The organism is Mycobacterium hainanense (assembly GCF_041890355.1).
GTDB lineage: Bacteria > Actinomycetota > Actinomycetes > Mycobacteriales > Mycobacteriaceae > Mycobacterium > Mycobacterium hainanense.
In genome coordinates this window covers 513,717-530,118 of record NZ_CP169059.1, presented here as the reverse complement: position 1 = coordinate 530,118, position 16,402 = coordinate 513,717, and the positions used below count along the sequence as shown (strand labels likewise).

The 16,402-nt window shown below is 67.7% G+C and carries 16 protein-coding genes; 6 read left to right on the top strand and 10 right to left on the bottom strand.

Going from position 1 to position 16,402, the window contains the following annotated elements; genetic code table 11:
* Positions 1-2: 2 nt before the first annotated feature.
* Positions 3-371: an STAS domain-containing protein gene (locus ACEL92_RS02390; protein WP_374024072.1), complete on the bottom strand. Its 369-nt coding sequence runs from the start codon at positions 369-371 to the stop codon at positions 3-5.
* A gap of 163 nt (positions 372-534) precedes the next feature.
* On the opposite strand from ACEL92_RS02390, the gene ACEL92_RS02385 reads away from it, so the two are divergent.
* The 6 genes from ACEL92_RS02385 to ACEL92_RS02360 are packed head-to-tail and all read left to right on the top strand — an operon-like array spanning position 535 to position 6,150.
* Positions 535-1,437 carry an STAS domain-containing protein gene (locus ACEL92_RS02385; RefSeq protein WP_374024071.1) on the top strand — a complete coding sequence of 301 codons (903 nt, stop codon included), beginning with the start codon at positions 535-537 and terminating at the stop codon, positions 1,435-1,437.
* 22 nt (positions 1,438-1,459) lie between these two features.
* Positions 1,460-1,849 (top strand): STAS domain-containing protein, encoded by a 390-nt coding sequence (locus ACEL92_RS02380; RefSeq protein WP_067270791.1) that lies wholly within the window; start codon positions 1,460-1,462, stop codon positions 1,847-1,849.
* Positions 1,839-2,249, top strand: a complete 411-nt coding sequence (locus ACEL92_RS02375) for an anti-sigma regulatory factor (protein ID WP_374024070.1) — start codon at positions 1,839-1,841, stop codon at positions 2,247-2,249. The genes ACEL92_RS02380 and ACEL92_RS02375 overlap by 11 nt, the downstream gene beginning before the upstream one ends.
* On the top strand, positions 2,242-2,868 hold the full coding sequence (locus ACEL92_RS02370) for a SpoIIE family protein phosphatase (RefSeq protein ID WP_374024069.1): 627 nt from the start codon (positions 2,242-2,244) through the stop codon (positions 2,866-2,868). The genes ACEL92_RS02375 and ACEL92_RS02370 overlap by 8 nt, the downstream gene beginning before the upstream one ends.
* Complete coding sequence (locus ACEL92_RS02365; protein ID WP_374024068.1) at positions 2,865-5,087, top strand: SpoIIE family protein phosphatase; 2,223 nt, start codon at positions 2,865-2,867, stop codon at positions 5,085-5,087. The genes ACEL92_RS02370 and ACEL92_RS02365 overlap by 4 nt, the downstream gene beginning before the upstream one ends.
* 43 nt (positions 5,088-5,130) lie before the next feature.
* Positions 5,131-6,150: an iron-containing redox enzyme family protein gene (locus tag ACEL92_RS02360; RefSeq protein WP_374026052.1), complete on the top strand. Its 1,020-nt coding sequence runs from the start codon at positions 5,131-5,133 to the stop codon at positions 6,148-6,150.
* Here the strand turns inward: ACEL92_RS02360 and ACEL92_RS02355 are convergent.
* From ACEL92_RS02355 to fdh, 9 genes are all read right to left on the bottom strand, one after another.
* Positions 6,098-6,346: a CDGSH iron-sulfur domain-containing protein gene (locus ACEL92_RS02355; protein WP_374024067.1), complete on the bottom strand. Its 249-nt coding sequence runs from the start codon at positions 6,344-6,346 to the stop codon at positions 6,098-6,100. The genes ACEL92_RS02360 and ACEL92_RS02355 overlap by 53 nt on opposite strands.
* Entirely contained in the window at positions 6,343-7,032 is a 690-nt protein-coding gene (locus ACEL92_RS02350; RefSeq protein WP_374024066.1) for a HemK2/MTQ2 family protein methyltransferase, read from the bottom strand. The genes ACEL92_RS02355 and ACEL92_RS02350 overlap by 4 nt, the downstream gene beginning before the upstream one ends.
* Positions 7,033-7,128: 96 nt before the next feature.
* Positions 7,129-7,683: a type 1 glutamine amidotransferase domain-containing protein gene (locus ACEL92_RS02345; protein ID WP_374024065.1), complete on the bottom strand. Its 555-nt coding sequence runs from the start codon at positions 7,681-7,683 to the stop codon at positions 7,129-7,131.
* Between the two features lie 27 nt (positions 7,684-7,710).
* Positions 7,711-8,883 (bottom strand): zinc-dependent alcohol dehydrogenase, encoded by a 1,173-nt coding sequence (locus tag ACEL92_RS02340; RefSeq protein ID WP_374024064.1) that lies wholly within the window; start codon positions 8,881-8,883, stop codon positions 7,711-7,713.
* Positions 8,880-9,809, bottom strand: coding sequence for an SRPBCC family protein (locus ACEL92_RS02335; protein WP_374024063.1), 930 nt, complete (start codon positions 9,807-9,809; stop codon positions 8,880-8,882). Before ACEL92_RS02335 ends, ACEL92_RS02340 begins: the two co-directional genes overlap by 4 nt.
* Before the next feature lie 177 nt (positions 9,810-9,986).
* Positions 9,987-10,973, bottom strand: a complete 987-nt coding sequence (locus ACEL92_RS02330; protein ID WP_374024062.1) for an LLM class F420-dependent oxidoreductase — start codon at positions 10,971-10,973, stop codon at positions 9,987-9,989.
* A 45-nt stretch (positions 10,974-11,018) separates the two neighbouring features.
* Positions 11,019-12,104, bottom strand: a complete 1,086-nt coding sequence (gene nrfD / locus ACEL92_RS02325; RefSeq protein WP_374024061.1) for an NrfD/PsrC family molybdoenzyme membrane anchor subunit — start codon at positions 12,102-12,104, stop codon at positions 11,019-11,021.
* A gap of 7 nt (positions 12,105-12,111) precedes the next feature.
* A complete protein-coding gene (locus ACEL92_RS02320; RefSeq protein ID WP_374024060.1) occupies positions 12,112-13,083 on the bottom strand; it encodes a 4Fe-4S dicluster domain-containing protein in 972 nt (323 codons plus the stop codon).
* Positions 13,076-16,363 (bottom strand): formate dehydrogenase, encoded by a 3,288-nt coding sequence (gene fdh / locus ACEL92_RS02315; RefSeq protein ID WP_374024059.1) that lies wholly within the window; start codon positions 16,361-16,363, stop codon positions 13,076-13,078. Before fdh ends, ACEL92_RS02320 begins: the two co-directional genes overlap by 8 nt.
* Between the last annotated feature and the right edge of the window lie 39 nt (positions 16,364-16,402).

The following is a 16,402-nucleotide window of genomic DNA, read 5'->3' as shown; positions in this document are numbered from 1 at the left end:
GCCTAGCGGCTGATGTTGTCGTCCCGGACCGCGGTCAGGGCGTCGTCCAGCGTCGGGTGCAGCGGGAAGGTCTTGTCCAGCCCGGTCAGATGAATCGGTCGCCTGGTCGCGGGCCCGCGGGCGACCACGCCGAACCCCGTCGTGTTGCCCAGCCTCTCGTACGTCGCCGCCAGGATTTTCAGCCCCACCGAACCGAGGAACTCCACCGCCGAAAGGTCGATGACCAGTGCCGTGGGGTTCTCCGCCACTACCGCGCTGATGGCCTGCTCCAGGGCCGGCGCCGTGACCAGATCGATTTCGCCGCTGACACTGACCACGGACACGCCATCGTGGTCCTCAACCAACGTGGTAATCGAATCAGGAGCTGACAACGGCGATCCTTTGTCCTGGGCTTTAAGTGTGGTGCAAGCCTAGCCTGCGTTGCGAAACTGCGAGAAGAATATGCCCTCAACACCTGCCCCGCGACAACCCACGCTAGTCTCGCAAAATCGAGCCTGCACCCGGCGGGGCGCGGACCGGTACCCGGGAGGCCACATGTCAGATTCGCCGTCGGAGTTCAGTAGCGCGGGCGCCACCGCCCAGGCGATCAGCATTTCCAGTGAGGGCCTACTGCCCCAGCTCGTCCAGCATCTGCGGCAGAACCGAACGGTGCTACGCGAGGAGTGGGCGCGCAGGATCACCGAGGCCGAACTACTCACCGCGATGACGCCCGAGGAGTTGTTCTCCGAGGCGACCGCCGTCTACGACAACTACGTGGAGGTTCTCGAGACCGGTAGCGTCGAGGCGCTGCAGGCCTACGCGCGCGACCTTTCCGAACGCATCATTCCGCGGGGCGTGGAAACCGACGAGGTCGTCGGCATCGTGTTGCTGCTGCGCGACGTGCTGGCGCGCTCGTTGTTCGAGAAGTACCAGGCCGAATTCGAGATGCTCAACCGGGTGCTGGACGCCTACGAACCGGCGGCCAACCGGATCGCCAACACCGTGGCCGTCAGCTTCGTGCAGGAGCGCGAGCGCATCATCCGCCAGCAGCAGGAGGCGATCCGCGAGCTGTCGACGCCGGTGCTGCAGGTGCGTGAACAGCTGCTGATTCTGCCGATCATCGGTGTGCTCGATTCCCAGCGGGCCCGCCAGGTCACCGAGCAGCTGCTGAGGGCCATCCGCGCGAACCGCGCGAAAGTGGTGGTCATCGACATCACCGGTGTGCCGACCATCGACTCCACGGTGGCCAACCACCTGGTGCAGACGGTCGACGCTTCGGGCCTGATGGGCGCCAGCGTCATCATCACCGGCCTGTCCTCCGAAATCGCCCTGACCCTGGTGACGATCGGCCTGGACCTGTCCAAGATGAACGCGGTCGGCGACCTGCAGGGCGGCATCGAGGAAGCCGAGCGTCTGCTGGGTTACGAGGTTTCCCGCACCGGCGAGCAGCCGGGCTAGACGTCGGGAACGCGAGCGCCCCATGCCGGTACCGATCCTGAAACAGGGTGCGATCCTGATCGCCTCGGTGCAGGCCGCGTTGAGCGATTCCGACGCCGAGCGGCTCCGCTATGACCTGATGGAGCGGGTCAGCCGGTTCCGCGCGCAGGGCATCATCGTCGACGTCACCGCCATCGACGTGATGGATTCCTTCGCGGCGCGGTCGCTGCGCACGATCGCGCACATGACCCGGTTGCGCGGCGCGGACACGGTGATCGTCGGGCTGCAGCCCGAGGTGGCGTTCGCCATGGTCCAGCTGGGATTGGCGTTCGACGACATGAACACCGCGCTCGACCTCGAAGAGGGCCTGGCGCTGCTGAATCGCCAACTGGCGCAACGAAAACCGACGATCGGGCGCGACGGTGGCGGCTGATATCGTCGTCGACATCGACAATTCCGACGACATCGTCGAAGCGCGCAAAGCCGGACACCAACTCGCCCTCGATCTGGGATTCTCCCTCACCGACGTCACGATGATCGCGACGGCGATCTCCGAGATCGCCCGGAACATCACCAGCTACGCCGGCCGGGGCGCCGTCCGGGTGTTCGTGGCCGATCGGGAGGGGCGCAAGGCCCTGGTGGTGCGCGCCGAGGACGAGGGCCCGGGCATTGCCGACATCGACCGCGCGATGGAGGACGGCTATTCGACCGGTCGCGGCCTGGGGATGGGTCTGCCCGGCTCCCGCCGGCTGATGGACAGGCTGTTCGTGGAGTCGGCGCTCGGCAAAGGAACGGTCGTCGAGATGTGGAAATGGGTGCCGCCCCGTGCATAAGAATGGCCGGTTCGGTCCCATCGAGTGGGCGAGGGCGGGGCGCCCCCTCCCCAGCGAGTACACCTCGGGTGACCGGGGTCTCGCACTCGACATCCACGGCGACGCCGCACTATTCGGCGTGGTGGACGGCCTCGGCCACGGTCCGGACGCCGCAACCGCCGCGCTGCGAGCCATCGAAGCCGTCAACCGCTCCAGCACCGAGCGCCTGGAGGTGCTGATCCAGCTGTGCCACCGCGTGCTGGAGGGCACCAGAGGGGTCGCGATGACCTTGGCGCGGGTGGACTTTGCGGCCAACACGCTGACGTGGGCCGGCGTCGGCAACGTCACCGCCCATCTAGTGGCCAAGTCCCCGACCGGCGCGCAGATCCGATCCAGCGCGATTCTGACCGCCGGAATCGTGGGCTACCGCATACCGGAAATCAAGCCGGCGCAAACTGTTTCGATCCGTCCGGGGGACCTTCTGGTGATCAGTACCGACGGGATCTCCGAGAACTACCTGGACCACATCGACTTCTCGGCCACCGCCGTCGTGATCGCCGAGGGCCTGCTCGCCAAGGATGCCAAGGAAACCGACGATGCCATGGTGCTGACCGCCCGCCACCGGGGGGCTTCGACGTGACCGACAGCGACGACTTCCACGCCCAGTACGCCGCGGCGTTGCGCGGCTACATGGAGGCGCGGGACGAGGACAGCCTGGCCATCGCATATGAACTCGGCCGCCGGGCCCTGCAGGAAGAAGTCAGCCTGCTCGCGATCATCGAGCGGCACGTTCAGTTGATCCTCAGTCTGGCCAAGGACATTCAGGTCGACGCACCGATCGCCCTGGAATTCCTGTTGCAGATGCTGGTCCCGCTCGACATCGCCACCCGGGGGTTCCTGGACGGGACCAAGCGCTTCGCGCGCGAACGCGCCCGCGCCGAGGGGCTGGCCGACCGCGACAGATTCCGCACCGCGCTCGTGAATTCGCTGCAGGAGGGATTCTTCGTCGCCGATCACGAGGGCTCGGTGATCGAGATGAACAACGCCCTGACCGAGATCCTGGGCTATCCCGCGGAGGGTCTGCCCTACCGCTGGCCGCACCCGTGGTTGGTCGACCAAAAGGGCGCCACCCAACAACAGGCGCTGGTTCAGAGCGTCGGCGCCGCCGCCTACGAGACACCCATCCGGCACCGCGACGGACACCTGGTCTGGGTGACGGTCAGCATCAACGCCGTTCAGGGCAGCGGCAGCGATCAAGACGTCTTCGTGGGGACGATCCGTGACATCACCGCCGAACGTGCCTTCGCCGCAAGGGAAAGCGCGGTCCTGCGCCTGGCGACCGCGGTGGCGGTCGCCAGGAGCGTGGATGAGCTGCTGTCCATCACGCTGGACGAGTGCAGCACCGCGCTCGACGTCCACCGCGTGGTCGCGATCTCCTGGCCGACCGGCGAGGGGGAACCGACCGTGCAGGAGGCGGGCGAGCCGTCCCAAATACCGTGGCGCGGGCTGGATCCGTGGCTGCGCCGGACGTTCGAGGATGCCCGTTATCAGCTGCCGCTGACCGCGAAAACGGTTGAGCGGCCCGAGAATCCCGGCAAGGCGCAGGGTTTGGTGGCGGTGGTATCCGGCGTGGGTGACCTGGCGTTGTGGTTGGAGCTGCGCTCGCCACGATGGGTCAGCGCCGAGGACCGGCTGCTGGTCACGGTCCTCGTCGGACACCTCAGCCTCGCAATGCAACACGTCCGCCAATTCGAGAGCGCTCGCGAGACGTCGCTGACCTTGCAGCGCGCCCTGCTGCCGACGATGGAGCCGCCACCGGGTTTCGCCGTGCGTTACGAGCCCGCAGTCCCGCCGTTGGAGATCGGCGGCGACTGGTATGACGTGCTGCCGATCGGTGACCACCGCATCGGCATCGTGGTCGGCGACTGCGTGGGCCGCGGTCTGCCGGCGGCCGCGGTCATGGGTCAGCTGCGCAGCTCGGCGCGGGCGCTGCTGATCAACGGTGCCGAGCCCGCGCTGTTGCTCGAACAGCTGGACTCGGCGGCCTCGCTCATTCCGGACGCGTACTGCACGACCGTCTTCCTGGCCATCCTGGACACCGAATCCGGGGTCCTGCAATACAGCAACGCCGGCCACATGCCCGCCCTGCTGGTGGGGCCGGAACCCGGCACGACCGCGATGCTGACCGACGCGGCTTCGGTGCCGCTCGCGGTGCGCCGCGCGGAGGCCCGCCCGCAGGCCAGTCGCGTGCTGCCACCCGGGTCCGCCCTGATGCTGTTCACCGACGGGCTGGTGGAGCGCAAGCACGAGCCCATCGACGACGGAATCGACCGGGCCGCGGCGGTGCTGGCGAAGACGACGACGCTGCCGCTGGATTCGGTCGCCGATGCCGTTTTGCGTGAGTTGGCGCCTCCGGCTGGGTATGACGACGATGTGGCGATGGTGATCTACCGGCACCAGCAGTCCCCCTTGCGGATCGACTCCGAGGCCAGCGCAGAGCGATTGGTCGGCATCCGGCACCGGTTGGCCGACTGGCTGAACAGCGCCGGCGTGCCCGACGAATTGACCGCCGACATCGTGCTCGTGGTCAACGAGGCGTGTACCAACTGCGTCGAACACGCCTACTCCGGGCAACCGACGGGCGCGATGTCCCTCGACGTCGAACTCGCCGACGGCGACTTCCGCGCGCGGATCACCGACCAGGGCTCGTGGAAGACGCCGGCCGCCGACCCGCGCAACGGGGGCCGGGGCCTGTTGCTGATGAGAGCGCTCAGCAACGCGATGGAGATGGACTGCACCCCCACCGGCACCACCGCCGAAATCACCTTTCGCCTGCCCACCGAGCCGGGGCGGGAGTGACGGTGCACCGTTTGTGCCCCCCGGATAGGGGGTAGTCGTGGGCGTGACCCGCGCATCGATCTCGACCGAACCCGCCTTGCCTGCGGCACACGGGCCGCTGTCGACCGCGGTTCGCCGCGCCCTGGCCGGGCCGCCGTCACATGACCATCTGACCCGCATCGGCGCGTCCGTTCGCGACTCGGACCCCTACGGCCTGGATCTGCAGCTGGCGCTGTGCATGTGCTACGAGTTGCACTACCGGGGCTTTGCGGCCGTGGACCCCGGCTGGGAGTGGAATCCGGCCCTGCTGGCGTTGCGCGGCGAACTGGAGCGCGTTTTCCTGGCCGGTGTGCGCCGCGACGTTGGGCCCATCGCTCCGGATCACACCGCGGCCGCTGAAATGGACGCCATTTCGGTCGAACCGGCCGACGGCACCGGCCCGTCGTATTACCTGCGCGACAGCGGCACCTGGCAGCAGATGCGCGAATACTTCGTGCACCGGTCGGTGTATCACCTCAAGGAGGGCGACCCGCATGCGTGGGCGATTCCGCGTCTGATGGGTGTCGCGAAAGCGGCTTTCGTGGCAATCGAATTCGACGAATACGGCGCCGGGCAGGGCCCCCGGCTGCACCAGCAGCTTTTCGCCGATTTGATGGCGGCCGCCAACTTGGACGCCACGTATCTGGCCTACGCGGACGCCGTCCCCGCCGAAGCGCTGGCGGCGGTGAACCTGATGTCACTGCTCGGGCTGCACCGCGAGCTGCGTGGCGCGGCGATCGGGCACTTCGCGTCGACCGAGATCACCTCACCGCCTGGGTCCCGCCGCATGGTGCAGGCGCTGCAGCGCATGGGCGCACCGGCCGCCTGCGTCGAGTTCTACGCCGAGCACGTCGAGGCCGACGCGGTGCACGAGCACGTCGTGCGCATCGATGTGGTCGGGGACCTGGTCGCACGGGAGCCGCAGCTCGATCGCGACATCGTGTTCGGGATCCGCGCGCACGCCGCGATGGAAAACCGGTTGGCCGACGCGGTTATGGCGTCGTGGCAGCAGGGTCGGACGTCGTTGCGGCGGGCGCTGGACTAGCGGTCCGGCTAGCCAGGTTCCGGCATCGGCGATGGCTGGTGTCGCACAGGGGGTACTTCTCGCTGCGCCGACAGGTGCAAATCGCCACCATGAACCGGTCGGACTCGACGACCTCCCCGTTCGGCATCTCGATGCGCACCGGTCCGGCCACCAGCACCGGGCCGCCGGCAACCACCTGCACGCGGGCGGCGGTCATCGTTTGTCCGCCCGGATCACGATCAGTTCCTCTTGCCGGAGCCCGCCCGGTATCAGGCCGATGCTCTCCAGCCAGGCCGCGCGCGCCGCCATCACCGGCCCGAACGGTATCCACTGGGAGGCAACGACTCTCGCGTCCATGCCCGCCCACTTCAGGGAATCCAGTGATTGCTGAACGCCGGCCAGCGCCGAGTGCACGAGCAGCAGGGAACCACCGTCGCACAACAACTTCGGCGCCGCTTCGCACAGCGGATCCAACAACATCCGTCCATCCGGGCCGGCGTTCCATGCCCGCGCCGGGCCCGCACTGGGGCTGATGTACTCCGTGTCGCCGTTCGGCGGGGTCGGCACATACGGGGGGTTCGAAACGACGACGTCGAACGGTGCACAGTCGAGCGCATCGCTCCAGGTACCTTGGCGCACATCGACATTCACGCCTGCGGCGGCCGCATTACCGCGAGCGCAGCCCACGGCGTGCTGGCAGATGTCGAAGGCCGTCACGTCGGCCCCGCCCATCTCGGCGGCGGCGATCGCCACGAATCCGCTGCCAGTACACAAGTCGAGCACCCGCCGCCCCGGAATGAGAGCGCTTTCTCGCATCACATTCACCAGTAATCGGGAATCATCCTGCGGCTGATACACGTTCGAGGCAGCCGAGACAGCGGGTCCTGGATATGTTGTGGTCAACTTTGGCCTTTCGACAGATCGCCGCGGCGATCACTGCTTGGCAGTAATGCCCGCAAACCGCTGCCTTCAAACGGGGTGGGGAAAGGCCGATCTCCGCTAACCAGCGGCTGCATGCCCGAATTGCTTGACAATGGTCGCGCAGAACGCCGGCAAGTCCGACGGGGAGCGACTCGAGATCAAATTGCCGTCGACGACGACCTCCTCATCGACGACGTTCGCGCCCGCGTTGCGCAGGTCGGTGCGAATGGACGGATACGACGTGAGCGTCCGCCCCTCGGCCACACCCGCTTCCACCAGCGTCCACGGACCGTGGCAGATTGCGGCGACCGGCTTTCCGGAAGCGACGAAGTCACGCACGAAGGAGACCGCGGAGCTATCCATGCGCAGCTTGTCCGGGTTCACCGTGCCGCCCGGGAGCACCAGGCCGTCGAATTCGGAAGCCGAGACGTCCGACACCGCGCGGTCGACGCTGAAGGTTCCGGCCGGCTCGAGATCGTGGTTGCGGGCCTGGATTTCCCCGGTCTTCAGCGAAAGAAGCTCGACTTGGGCGCCGGCATCTTTCAGGGCGGCGCGGGGTTGTTCGAGTTCGACCTTCTCCACGCCGTCGGCCGCCAGAATCGCGACCTTCTTGCCTTGCAATTCATTTGCCATGGTTGATTTCCCTTTATCCCCGGATTTTTACGTCGGATTGAGGATCACCTTGGTGCAGCGGTCCTCTTTGTTCTTGAAGATTTCGTAGCCGTGGGGCGCCTGGTCGAGGGTCAAGTGGTGGCTGACGACAATGGTCGGGTCGATGTCACCGTTGCGAATCCGATCCAGTAGCGGGCGCATGTAGCGGTGCACGTGGCACTGACCTGTCTTGATGGTCAACGACCGGTTCATGACCGCGCCGATGGGAAACTTGTCCATCAGGCCGCCGTAGACCCCGATGATCGAAAGGGTGCCGCCGTTGCGGCAACTCATCGCCGCCTCCCGGATGGCGTGCGGGCGTTCGGTTTCCAGGCGGGCGGCCTGCTTGACGCGGTCGTAGGCATCCACGGGGGTGGATCCGCTGCGAGCCTCCATGCCGACGGCGTCGATGCAATGGTCGGGTCCCCGGCCGGCGGTGAGGTCGCGCAATTCCTCCAGCACCGACGTCTCGGCGAAGTTGACCGGAACGGCGCCGATCTTCTGGGCGAGCTCGAGGCGATACGGAACCCGGTCGACGACAATGACTTTCGACGCTCCGAGCAGGTAGGCGCTCATGATCGCGAACAGGCCGACCGGTCCGGCGCCCCACACCGCCACGACGTCGCCAGGGGTGATGCCGCACATGTCGGCACCCATGTAGCCCGTCGGCAGGATGTCCGACAGGAACAGCACCTGCTCGTCGGTCAGGTCGTCTTCGATCTTCAGCGGCCCCACGTCGGCGAATGGCACCCGCGCGTATTCGGCTTGGCCGCCGGCGAAACCGCCCAGCATGTGCGAATAGCCGAACAACCCCGCCGGCGAGTGGCCCATGAATTTCTCGGCGATGCCGGCGTTGGGGTTGGAGTTCTCGCACAGCGAGTACAGGTCGCGTTGGCAGGCCGAGCACGCCCCGCACGCGATCGGGAACGGAACCACCACGCGGTCGCCGACGGCCAGGCTGCTGACCCCCTTGCCGACTTCGACCACCTCACCCATGAATTCGTGCCCGAGCACGTCGCCGTGCTTCACGGTGGGGATGTAACCGTCGTAGAGGTGCAGATCCGAGCCGCAGATCGCCGTGGAGGTGATGCGCACGATGGCGTCCCGATCGTTGAGGATCTTCGGGTCCGGGACCGACTCCACTTGGACGCTGTTGCGGCCCGCCCAGACGGTGGCCTTCATACGCTTGCTCCTTCGTTCGGTTGCGCGGGCTGCTGATGCATCTGCCGGGCCGACGCCGTCCCCTCGGGAGACCCGTCCGAACGCAACACCTGCCCGGTCTCAAGGATTTGCTTGAAGCGTCGGAGGTCGTCGTTGACTTGCTGCTCGGGGGATTCCCCGAACAGGCTCGCGGCCGCCTTGCCGAACAGGCCGCCCGGGATGTGGTAGCCGATCCTGACGCGAATTTCGGTGCCGTCGCCGGTTGCGGTGGGCGTGAATTCGACGCTTCCGCCGTTCTCGATCACCGAGCCGGGCAGCGACTGCCACGCGATCCGCCTGTTGGTGTCGTCCTCGGTCATCTGCGCGTCCCACTCGACCGACCGGCCGGCCGGGGCGTTGGCGACCCAGTGCGACTGCTTGTCGGTGGTCGGCGTGACGGATTTCAGGTGGTGCATGAAGCGGGGCAGGTTTTCCAGGTCCCGCCAGAAGCGGTACACCTCCTCGGGCGTACGCCGGACGGTGACCGCGGCCCGCAAGGTGCGATGCCGGGAACCACTGACGTGCCGGCCGCCGCCATTGACCGTGCGCAGCGCCGTGTAGAGGTCCAGCCCGCCGATGCCGGCGAGCGCGGCGGCCGAGATGGTGCCCCGCCGCCGCCGTCCCGGGCCGCGGGCGGCCACTCCGGCCACCAGCAGCGCCACGTCGAGGACGTCTCCGGCCACCCGGGTCCAGACCAGCTTGTCGGGACCGCCCAGCAGCGCCGCGCCATGGCCGCATTCCCGCGCGCCCAGCGCGCGGATGACCCGGCGCGTCCGGGCCGTGTCGTCGACACCGGCGAGCGCAGCAACTTTCCCGGGGGCCACCAGCTCGGTCAAGCCCAAGCCGAAACTGGCCCCGGCGAGCGCCTTGACCAACGCGGAGGTGGTATTGGCGTTTCGATCGCCCATCGTCAGCTCTTTCTGCCTTGCGGCGAACTCATTTCGGGCAAAGTTGCTGCAAGACAGCTGCTTTGCAGGTCATCAGGCACTCGGCACTGCTTGCCGGTGTCGCGCGGACCAGCAACGCGTACGGCCGACACGCACGATGGAGGCCGGATACCCGGGCAGATACCACCCAAACGTGGGTTACTTTGCCGCGTTACGCAGCGCGGCAAGCAAAGGTTCGGCGGCTTCGTTCAGGAACAGATCCTGCGATTCGCCGCCCACCTGGACGAGCGCGATATCGGTGAAGCCGGCCTCCCAGTAGGGCCGGACGGCGTCGACGATCGCATCGAGGTCCGGCCCGCAGGGGATGGACCCGGCGACGTCTTCGGGACGGACGAACTGGGTCGCGCCGGCGAAGCCGGCCGGCGTCGGCAGGTCGGCGTTGACCTTCCAGCCGCCGGCGAACCAACGGAACTGGTCGTGGGCGCGTTCGATGGCGGCGTCGCGGTCGGGGTCCCAGCACACCGGGATCTGTCCGACCACACGGCCGCCGCCGGCCAGATTGGCGGCCTGCCGCGCCGCGTGCCAGGCGTCGACGAGCTCCCCATCGGGCTCGACCGCCACGAAGTGGTCGGCGAGCCGGGCGAACTTTTCGATGGCCTTGGCGCCACCCATCGCCACCGCGATGCCGATCGGCACATCGGGCACGTCCCACAGGCGCGCGGAATCGACGTGGAAGTACTCGCCGCTGAAGTTCACCAACTGGCCGCCGAACAGCTCGCGGATGATCTTGATGGCCTCGCGCAGCATGTCCTGCCTGCGCTCGACGGTCGGCCAGCCCTTGCCCACGATGTGCTCGTTGAGGTTCTCGCCGCTGCCCAGACCCAGGGTGAACCGGCCGTCGGACAGGATCTGCACGGTGGCGGCCTGTTGGGCGACGATGGCCGGGTGGTAGCGCATCGTCGGGCAGGTCACGTAGGTGTAGAGGTCCACCCGTTCGGTGGCGTGCGCCACCGCGCCCAGCACGGTCCAAGCGTTGGGCGCATGCCCTTGCGAGGTCAGCCAGGGAGAGAAGTGGTCACTGCACACCTCGAAGTCGAACCCGCGCTCTTCGGCCGAAATAGCTTGCCGTACAAGGTCTTTGGGTCCACTCTGCTCGGTCATCAAAGTGTAGCCAAATTTCGTCATGTCCCTATAGTTACCCCGGTCCGCCGCGGGCAAACCGCGCCACGGTCAGCGCGCGGTGGTGATCGAGTCCCCCGTGATGCCGGCCGCGCGGCGCGCCTCAAGCCGACGCTTCTGCGGTTCGATCGTGTACCGAGGATCGCGCGTCGACTCCAGCCCCGCCTCGAAGAAACCGAACCGCAGCATCGCCGACGCGGACAGCAACGCCAGGCCGGACAGCGCTGCGACATCGCGGCGTCCCCCGCCCACCAACGCGCCCAAGCCGCCCACGGCGGCCAGCCGTTCGCTCCAGGCCAACAGCCGGCCGGGCCTGCCGTGGTGCAGCGGTTCCCGTGTCACCGAGTCCATCCGGTATTCGGTGAATCTCGCGGAGATCAGGTCACCGATCGCGCCGATGACGGCCAGCGCGCGGGCGGGACCGGCTTCGGTGACCGGGGTGGTGATCATGGCCAGGCCCGACGCGGCCAGACTCGCCGAGCTGACGAACACGAACGGCAGGTCCCGGTACGCGGCGTTCCACGTCGGGGTCGCGGTGTCGGTGAGCAGCACCGCGGTGTAGACGGCGAGCGGCGGGGAGAACACAGCCGCTTCCAATCCGGCCGGTCCCTCGACGGCGCGCAGGACGGGCCGCAACGGGCCCAACGGGATTCGCTCACCGGTCATCCGGTCGACCTCGGAGATGGCGGCGACGCCGATGCCGGCGCTGAACAAGCTGAGGATCCACGACCCGATGCTCATCGGTGAGGTCAGCTTGACCGTGCGCAGCATGTTGACGAAGCGCTCGGGACGGCCCAGATCTTTCACCAGCGCGACCGCGCCCAACATCACCGCGATCAGAGCGGACAGTCTGGTGTTGCGGCGCAACGTGTCCCGGCCGGTGAGCTGAGCGCCGGCCGCGAGCAGGCCCGAACCCCCCGCGACGCCGCCGAGGAACAGGTAGGCGGCGACTTCGTGACCCCATGGCGCGGGCTTGACCACCGGGCGCCCGTAGTACGAGCCGAATTCGACCTCGGGGACCATCGGCATCTCGCGGGATCCGTCGCCGCCGCCCCGGCGACCCGCGCGCCTGCCTTTGCCGCGTTTGCCACCCGCCGGCTCCGGGGGGCGCAGGCTGTCGTATTCCGATGTGCTCATCGGTTTTTCACCGACCCTTCCAGAAAGCCAGCGCCGCGGCGGCGAACATTCCCGCCGCGGCAACGCCCGCCCTCTTGAACATCTGCGGCAGGTCGGCCGTGCACACCCGGGGGTCGGGCGGCAGGCCGTAAACCTCCGGCTCGTCGAGCAACAGGAAGATCGAGCCGGTGCCACCCACGCCGTCGTGCTCGTTGGCGCCGTAGAGGCGCGCCTCCGTCTGGCCCTGGGCGTGCAGCCGCGCGACCCGCTCCCGGGCCGTGGTCACGAGGTCGTCGTGGTCGCCGAACTTGATCGACGTCGTCGGGCAGGTCTTGGCGCAGGCCGGAATCTGGTCTTCGACGAGCCGGTCGTAACAGAGGGTGCACTTCTGGGCCACGCCGGCCACCGGTTTCTCGGCCGGACGATCCGGCCGCTGCGCCGGAGTGGTGAAAGTGCCGTCGCTGCGGCGCTCGACCACGCCGAACGGGCAGCCGGCGACGCAGGTTCCGCACCCGTTGCAGACGTCGGCCTGCACGACGACGGTGCCGAACTCGGTGCGGAACAATGCGCCCGTCGGGCAGACGTCCAGACAGCCCGCGTGCGTGCAGTGCTTGCACACGTCCGACGACATCAGCCAGCGGAATTCCGGAGTGTCCGGCGGGGTGAGGTCGGGTGCCGGGGCGGTTCCCGGGAGCGCGGGCATGCCCAAATCGGTGAGGGCGCGGCCGGATTCGCGTGCCTCCTCGATCCGGTCGCGGCCCTGCTCGACGAAGGCGACGTGGCGCCAGGTGCTGGCGCCCAACGCTCCGGTGTTGTCGTAGGACGAACCCAGCAGCTCCAGGTCGCCGTCGCGCGGGTTGCGGTTCCACTCCTTGCAGGCGACCTCGCATGCTTTGCAGCCGATGCAGATCGAGGTGTCGGTGAAGAACCCCTTGCGCGGCTTGGGTTCTACCCAACCGGCGTCCCGCGTCGGGTCGGTCGGTCCGCTCAGCTTACCCATCGGCTTGCCCTTCCCAGACGCCGTCGCTGATCCGCACGTTGCCGGTCTCGGTGGTGGCACCCGAGCGGGATTGATACTCGGCGATCAGACGCAGCAGGTCCTCGCCGCGCGGCCGCCGCCCCGGGCGGATGTCGCACGAGCCGGCCTTCGATTCCTGGATCTGCACGTTGGGGTCGAGCGTCACGCCGAGCAGGTCGTTGGCCGCGTCCCCGCTGACCACGGCGTCGCTGCCGACGCCCCAGTGGTATGGCAGCCCGATCTGGTGCACCGTGTGGCCGTTGATCACCAGCGGCGCAACCCGTTTGGTGACCAACACCCTGGCCTCGATTGCCGCGCGCGGCGAGATGATGGTCGCCCACCCGTAGGGTTCCAGACCGCGTTCGGTCGCCAGCTCCGGCGAAACTTCGCAGAACATCTCCGGCTGCAGCTCCGAGAGATAGGGCAGCCACCGGCTCATCCCGCCGGCGGTGTGATGCTCGGTGAGCCGGTAGGTGGTGAACACGTACGGAAACACGTCGGCCCCGGGCTCTCCTGCGCTGGGCGCGCTGAGATTGTCCTTGCGCGGGAAAGTGATTCGCCCCGGATTGCGCTGTTGCGGGTACAACGCGTTCGCGACCGGCGACTCCTGCGGTTCGTAATGGGTGGGCAGCGGCCCGTCGACCATGCCCTTCGGCGCGAACAACCAGCCCTTGCCGTCGGCCTGCATGATGAAGGGGTCGTCGCCGGCCAACGCGTCCGGGCCGCCGATGTCCGGGTCCGGCCGCACGTGCGGGGCGCGGTCGACGGGAAAGTCGGGCACGTCGTCGCCCACCCAGCGGGCGCGCTGTTCGTCCCACCAGATGTAGCGCTTGCGCTCGCTCCACGGCTTACCGTCCGGGTCGGCCGACGCGCGGTTGTACAGGATCCGCCGGTCGGCGGGCCACGCCCAACCCCACTCCGACTGGCTCGGGGTCGGACCGCCCAGCGGCGCCCGGCGGGCGGCCTGGTTGACACCCTCGGCGTACACGCCCGAGTAGATCCAGCACCCGCACGACGTCGAACCGTCGGCGCCCAGCTCGGTGTATCCCGGTACCGGCTGGCCGGCTTTGGGGCCGGTGAGGTAACAGCCGCTGATCTCGGCCAGCACCGCGGTGGCGTCGGGCTCGCCGTGCTCGTCGGTGGGATAGTCCCAAGTCAGATCGAGCAGTGGCCGGTCGCGCTCGTCGGTGGATCCGCCCAGCCGCTGGCGGATTCGCTTGCCCAGCTCGACGAAGAACTGCAATTCGCTTTGGCAGTCACCGGGCGGGTCGACCGCTTTGTGCCGCCACTGCACGAGGCGTTGAGTCTGCGTGAAGGAGCCGGCCTTCTCGACGTGCGTCGCGGCCGGGAAGAAGAACACTTCGGTGTCGATCTCCTCGGTCTTCAGCTCGCCGGAGGCGATTTCGGGTCCGTCCTTCCAGAAGGTGGCCGACTCGATGAGGTTGAGGTCGCGTACCACCAACCATTTCAGGTGCGACATACCCATGCGCTGCAGCCGGCCGTGGGCCGACCCGACGGCCGGGTTCTGGCCGAGCAGGAAGTACCCGTCGACCTCGTCCTCGAGCATCGACATGACCGTCTGATAGGTGCCGTGCGGCCCGGACAGCCGCGGCAGATAGTCGTAGGCCCAGTCGTTGTCCGCCCGGGCCGCGTCACCCCACCATGCCTTGAGCAGGCTGACCATGTACGTGTCCGCGTCGGCCCAGAAACCCTTTTGGTTCTTCGGCCCGACCGCTTCGATGTATTCCCGGAACGTGTCGTGCACACCGGCCTTCGGCATCGACAGGTAGCCGGGTAACAGATTGAACAGCGTCGGAATATCGGTCGACCCTTGGATCGTGGCATGCCCGCGCAGCGCCATGATGCCGCCGCCCGGGCGGCCGACGTTGCCCAGCAGTAGCTGCAGAATCGTTGCGGTGCGGATGAATTGGGCGCCCAGCGTGTGCTGCGTCCATCCGACGGCATACGCGAAACAGGTGGTGCGCTCGCGGCCGGAGTTCGCCGTGACAGCGCGCGCCAGGTAATCGAAGTCCTCGAGGCTGATACCGCACACGTCGCGCACCATCTCGGGCGTGTAGCGGGCGTAATGCCGCTTGACGATTTGGAACACCGTTCGGGGATGCTGCAGGGTCTCGTCGCGAACCACGCGGGCGTGTGGCAAGGGTGGACCACCGCTGCCGTGCACGTCGCCGGCGGCCCGGGCGGAGGCGCTGGCGCCCTGCTCCTGACGGCGAGCGCCCTCTTCCTGTCCGGCGTAGGCCCAGCTCGACGAGTCGTACTGTCCGGTCTCGGGATCGAAACCGGAGAACAAACCATCCAAATCCTCTGAGTCACGGTAGTTCTCGTTGATCAGGGTGGCCGCGTTGGTATAGGCGACGACATATTCCTTGAACCACAGGTCGCCAGAGATGACGTGATTGATCAGGGCGCCGAGCAGGACCACGTCCGAGCCGGCCCTGATCGGGATGTGCTTGTCGGAGACCGCCGAAGTGCGGGTGAAGCGCGGGTCGATGTGAATCACCTTGGCGCCGCGTGCTTTCGCTTCCTCAACCCATTGGAAGCCGACGGGATGACACTCGGCCATGTTGGAGCCCTGAATGACGATGCAGTCGGCATTGGCCATGTCTTGCAGTGATTGGGTGGCGCCACCGCGCCCGAAGGAGGTCCCCAGACCGGGAACCGTGGAGCTGTGTCAAATACGGGCTTGATTCTCGATCTGGATGGCACCGGCGGCGGTGAAGAGCTTTTTGATGACGTAGTTCTCTTCATTGTCCAGTGTGGCGCCGCCGAGTGCAGCGATTTTCATGGTGCGCCGCAGCGGATGGCCCTTCTTGTCGATGTCCTGCCAGGCGTGGCGGCGGGCTTCGACGAAGCGGTCGGCCACCATGTCGATGGCGGTGTCGAGATCCAGCGGCTGCCATTCGGTCGCCCGCGGCGGGCGGTAGAGCACGTGCAGCTGCCGGCCGGGCGAGTTGACCAGCTGTTCGCTGGCAGCGCCCTTGGGGCACAGGCGGCCCCGCGAGATCGGCGAGTCCGGGTCGCCCTCGATCTGGACCACGCGGTCGTCCTTGACGTACACCTTCTGCCCGCAGCCAACCGCGCAGTAGGGACAGATGCTTTGGACCACGCGGTCGGCCGTCGTCGTGCGCGGCGTGACGGCGCGGGTCTGCTTCGAGGTGACGGCCGACCCGCGGCCCAGCTTGTCCGGTGAACGCAGCTGACGCACGACGGGCCACTCGAGGAAGAGCTTGCGCATAGCCATGGCCTCTACCCTAGTGCGCGCGCATGAAACCCCGCCCGC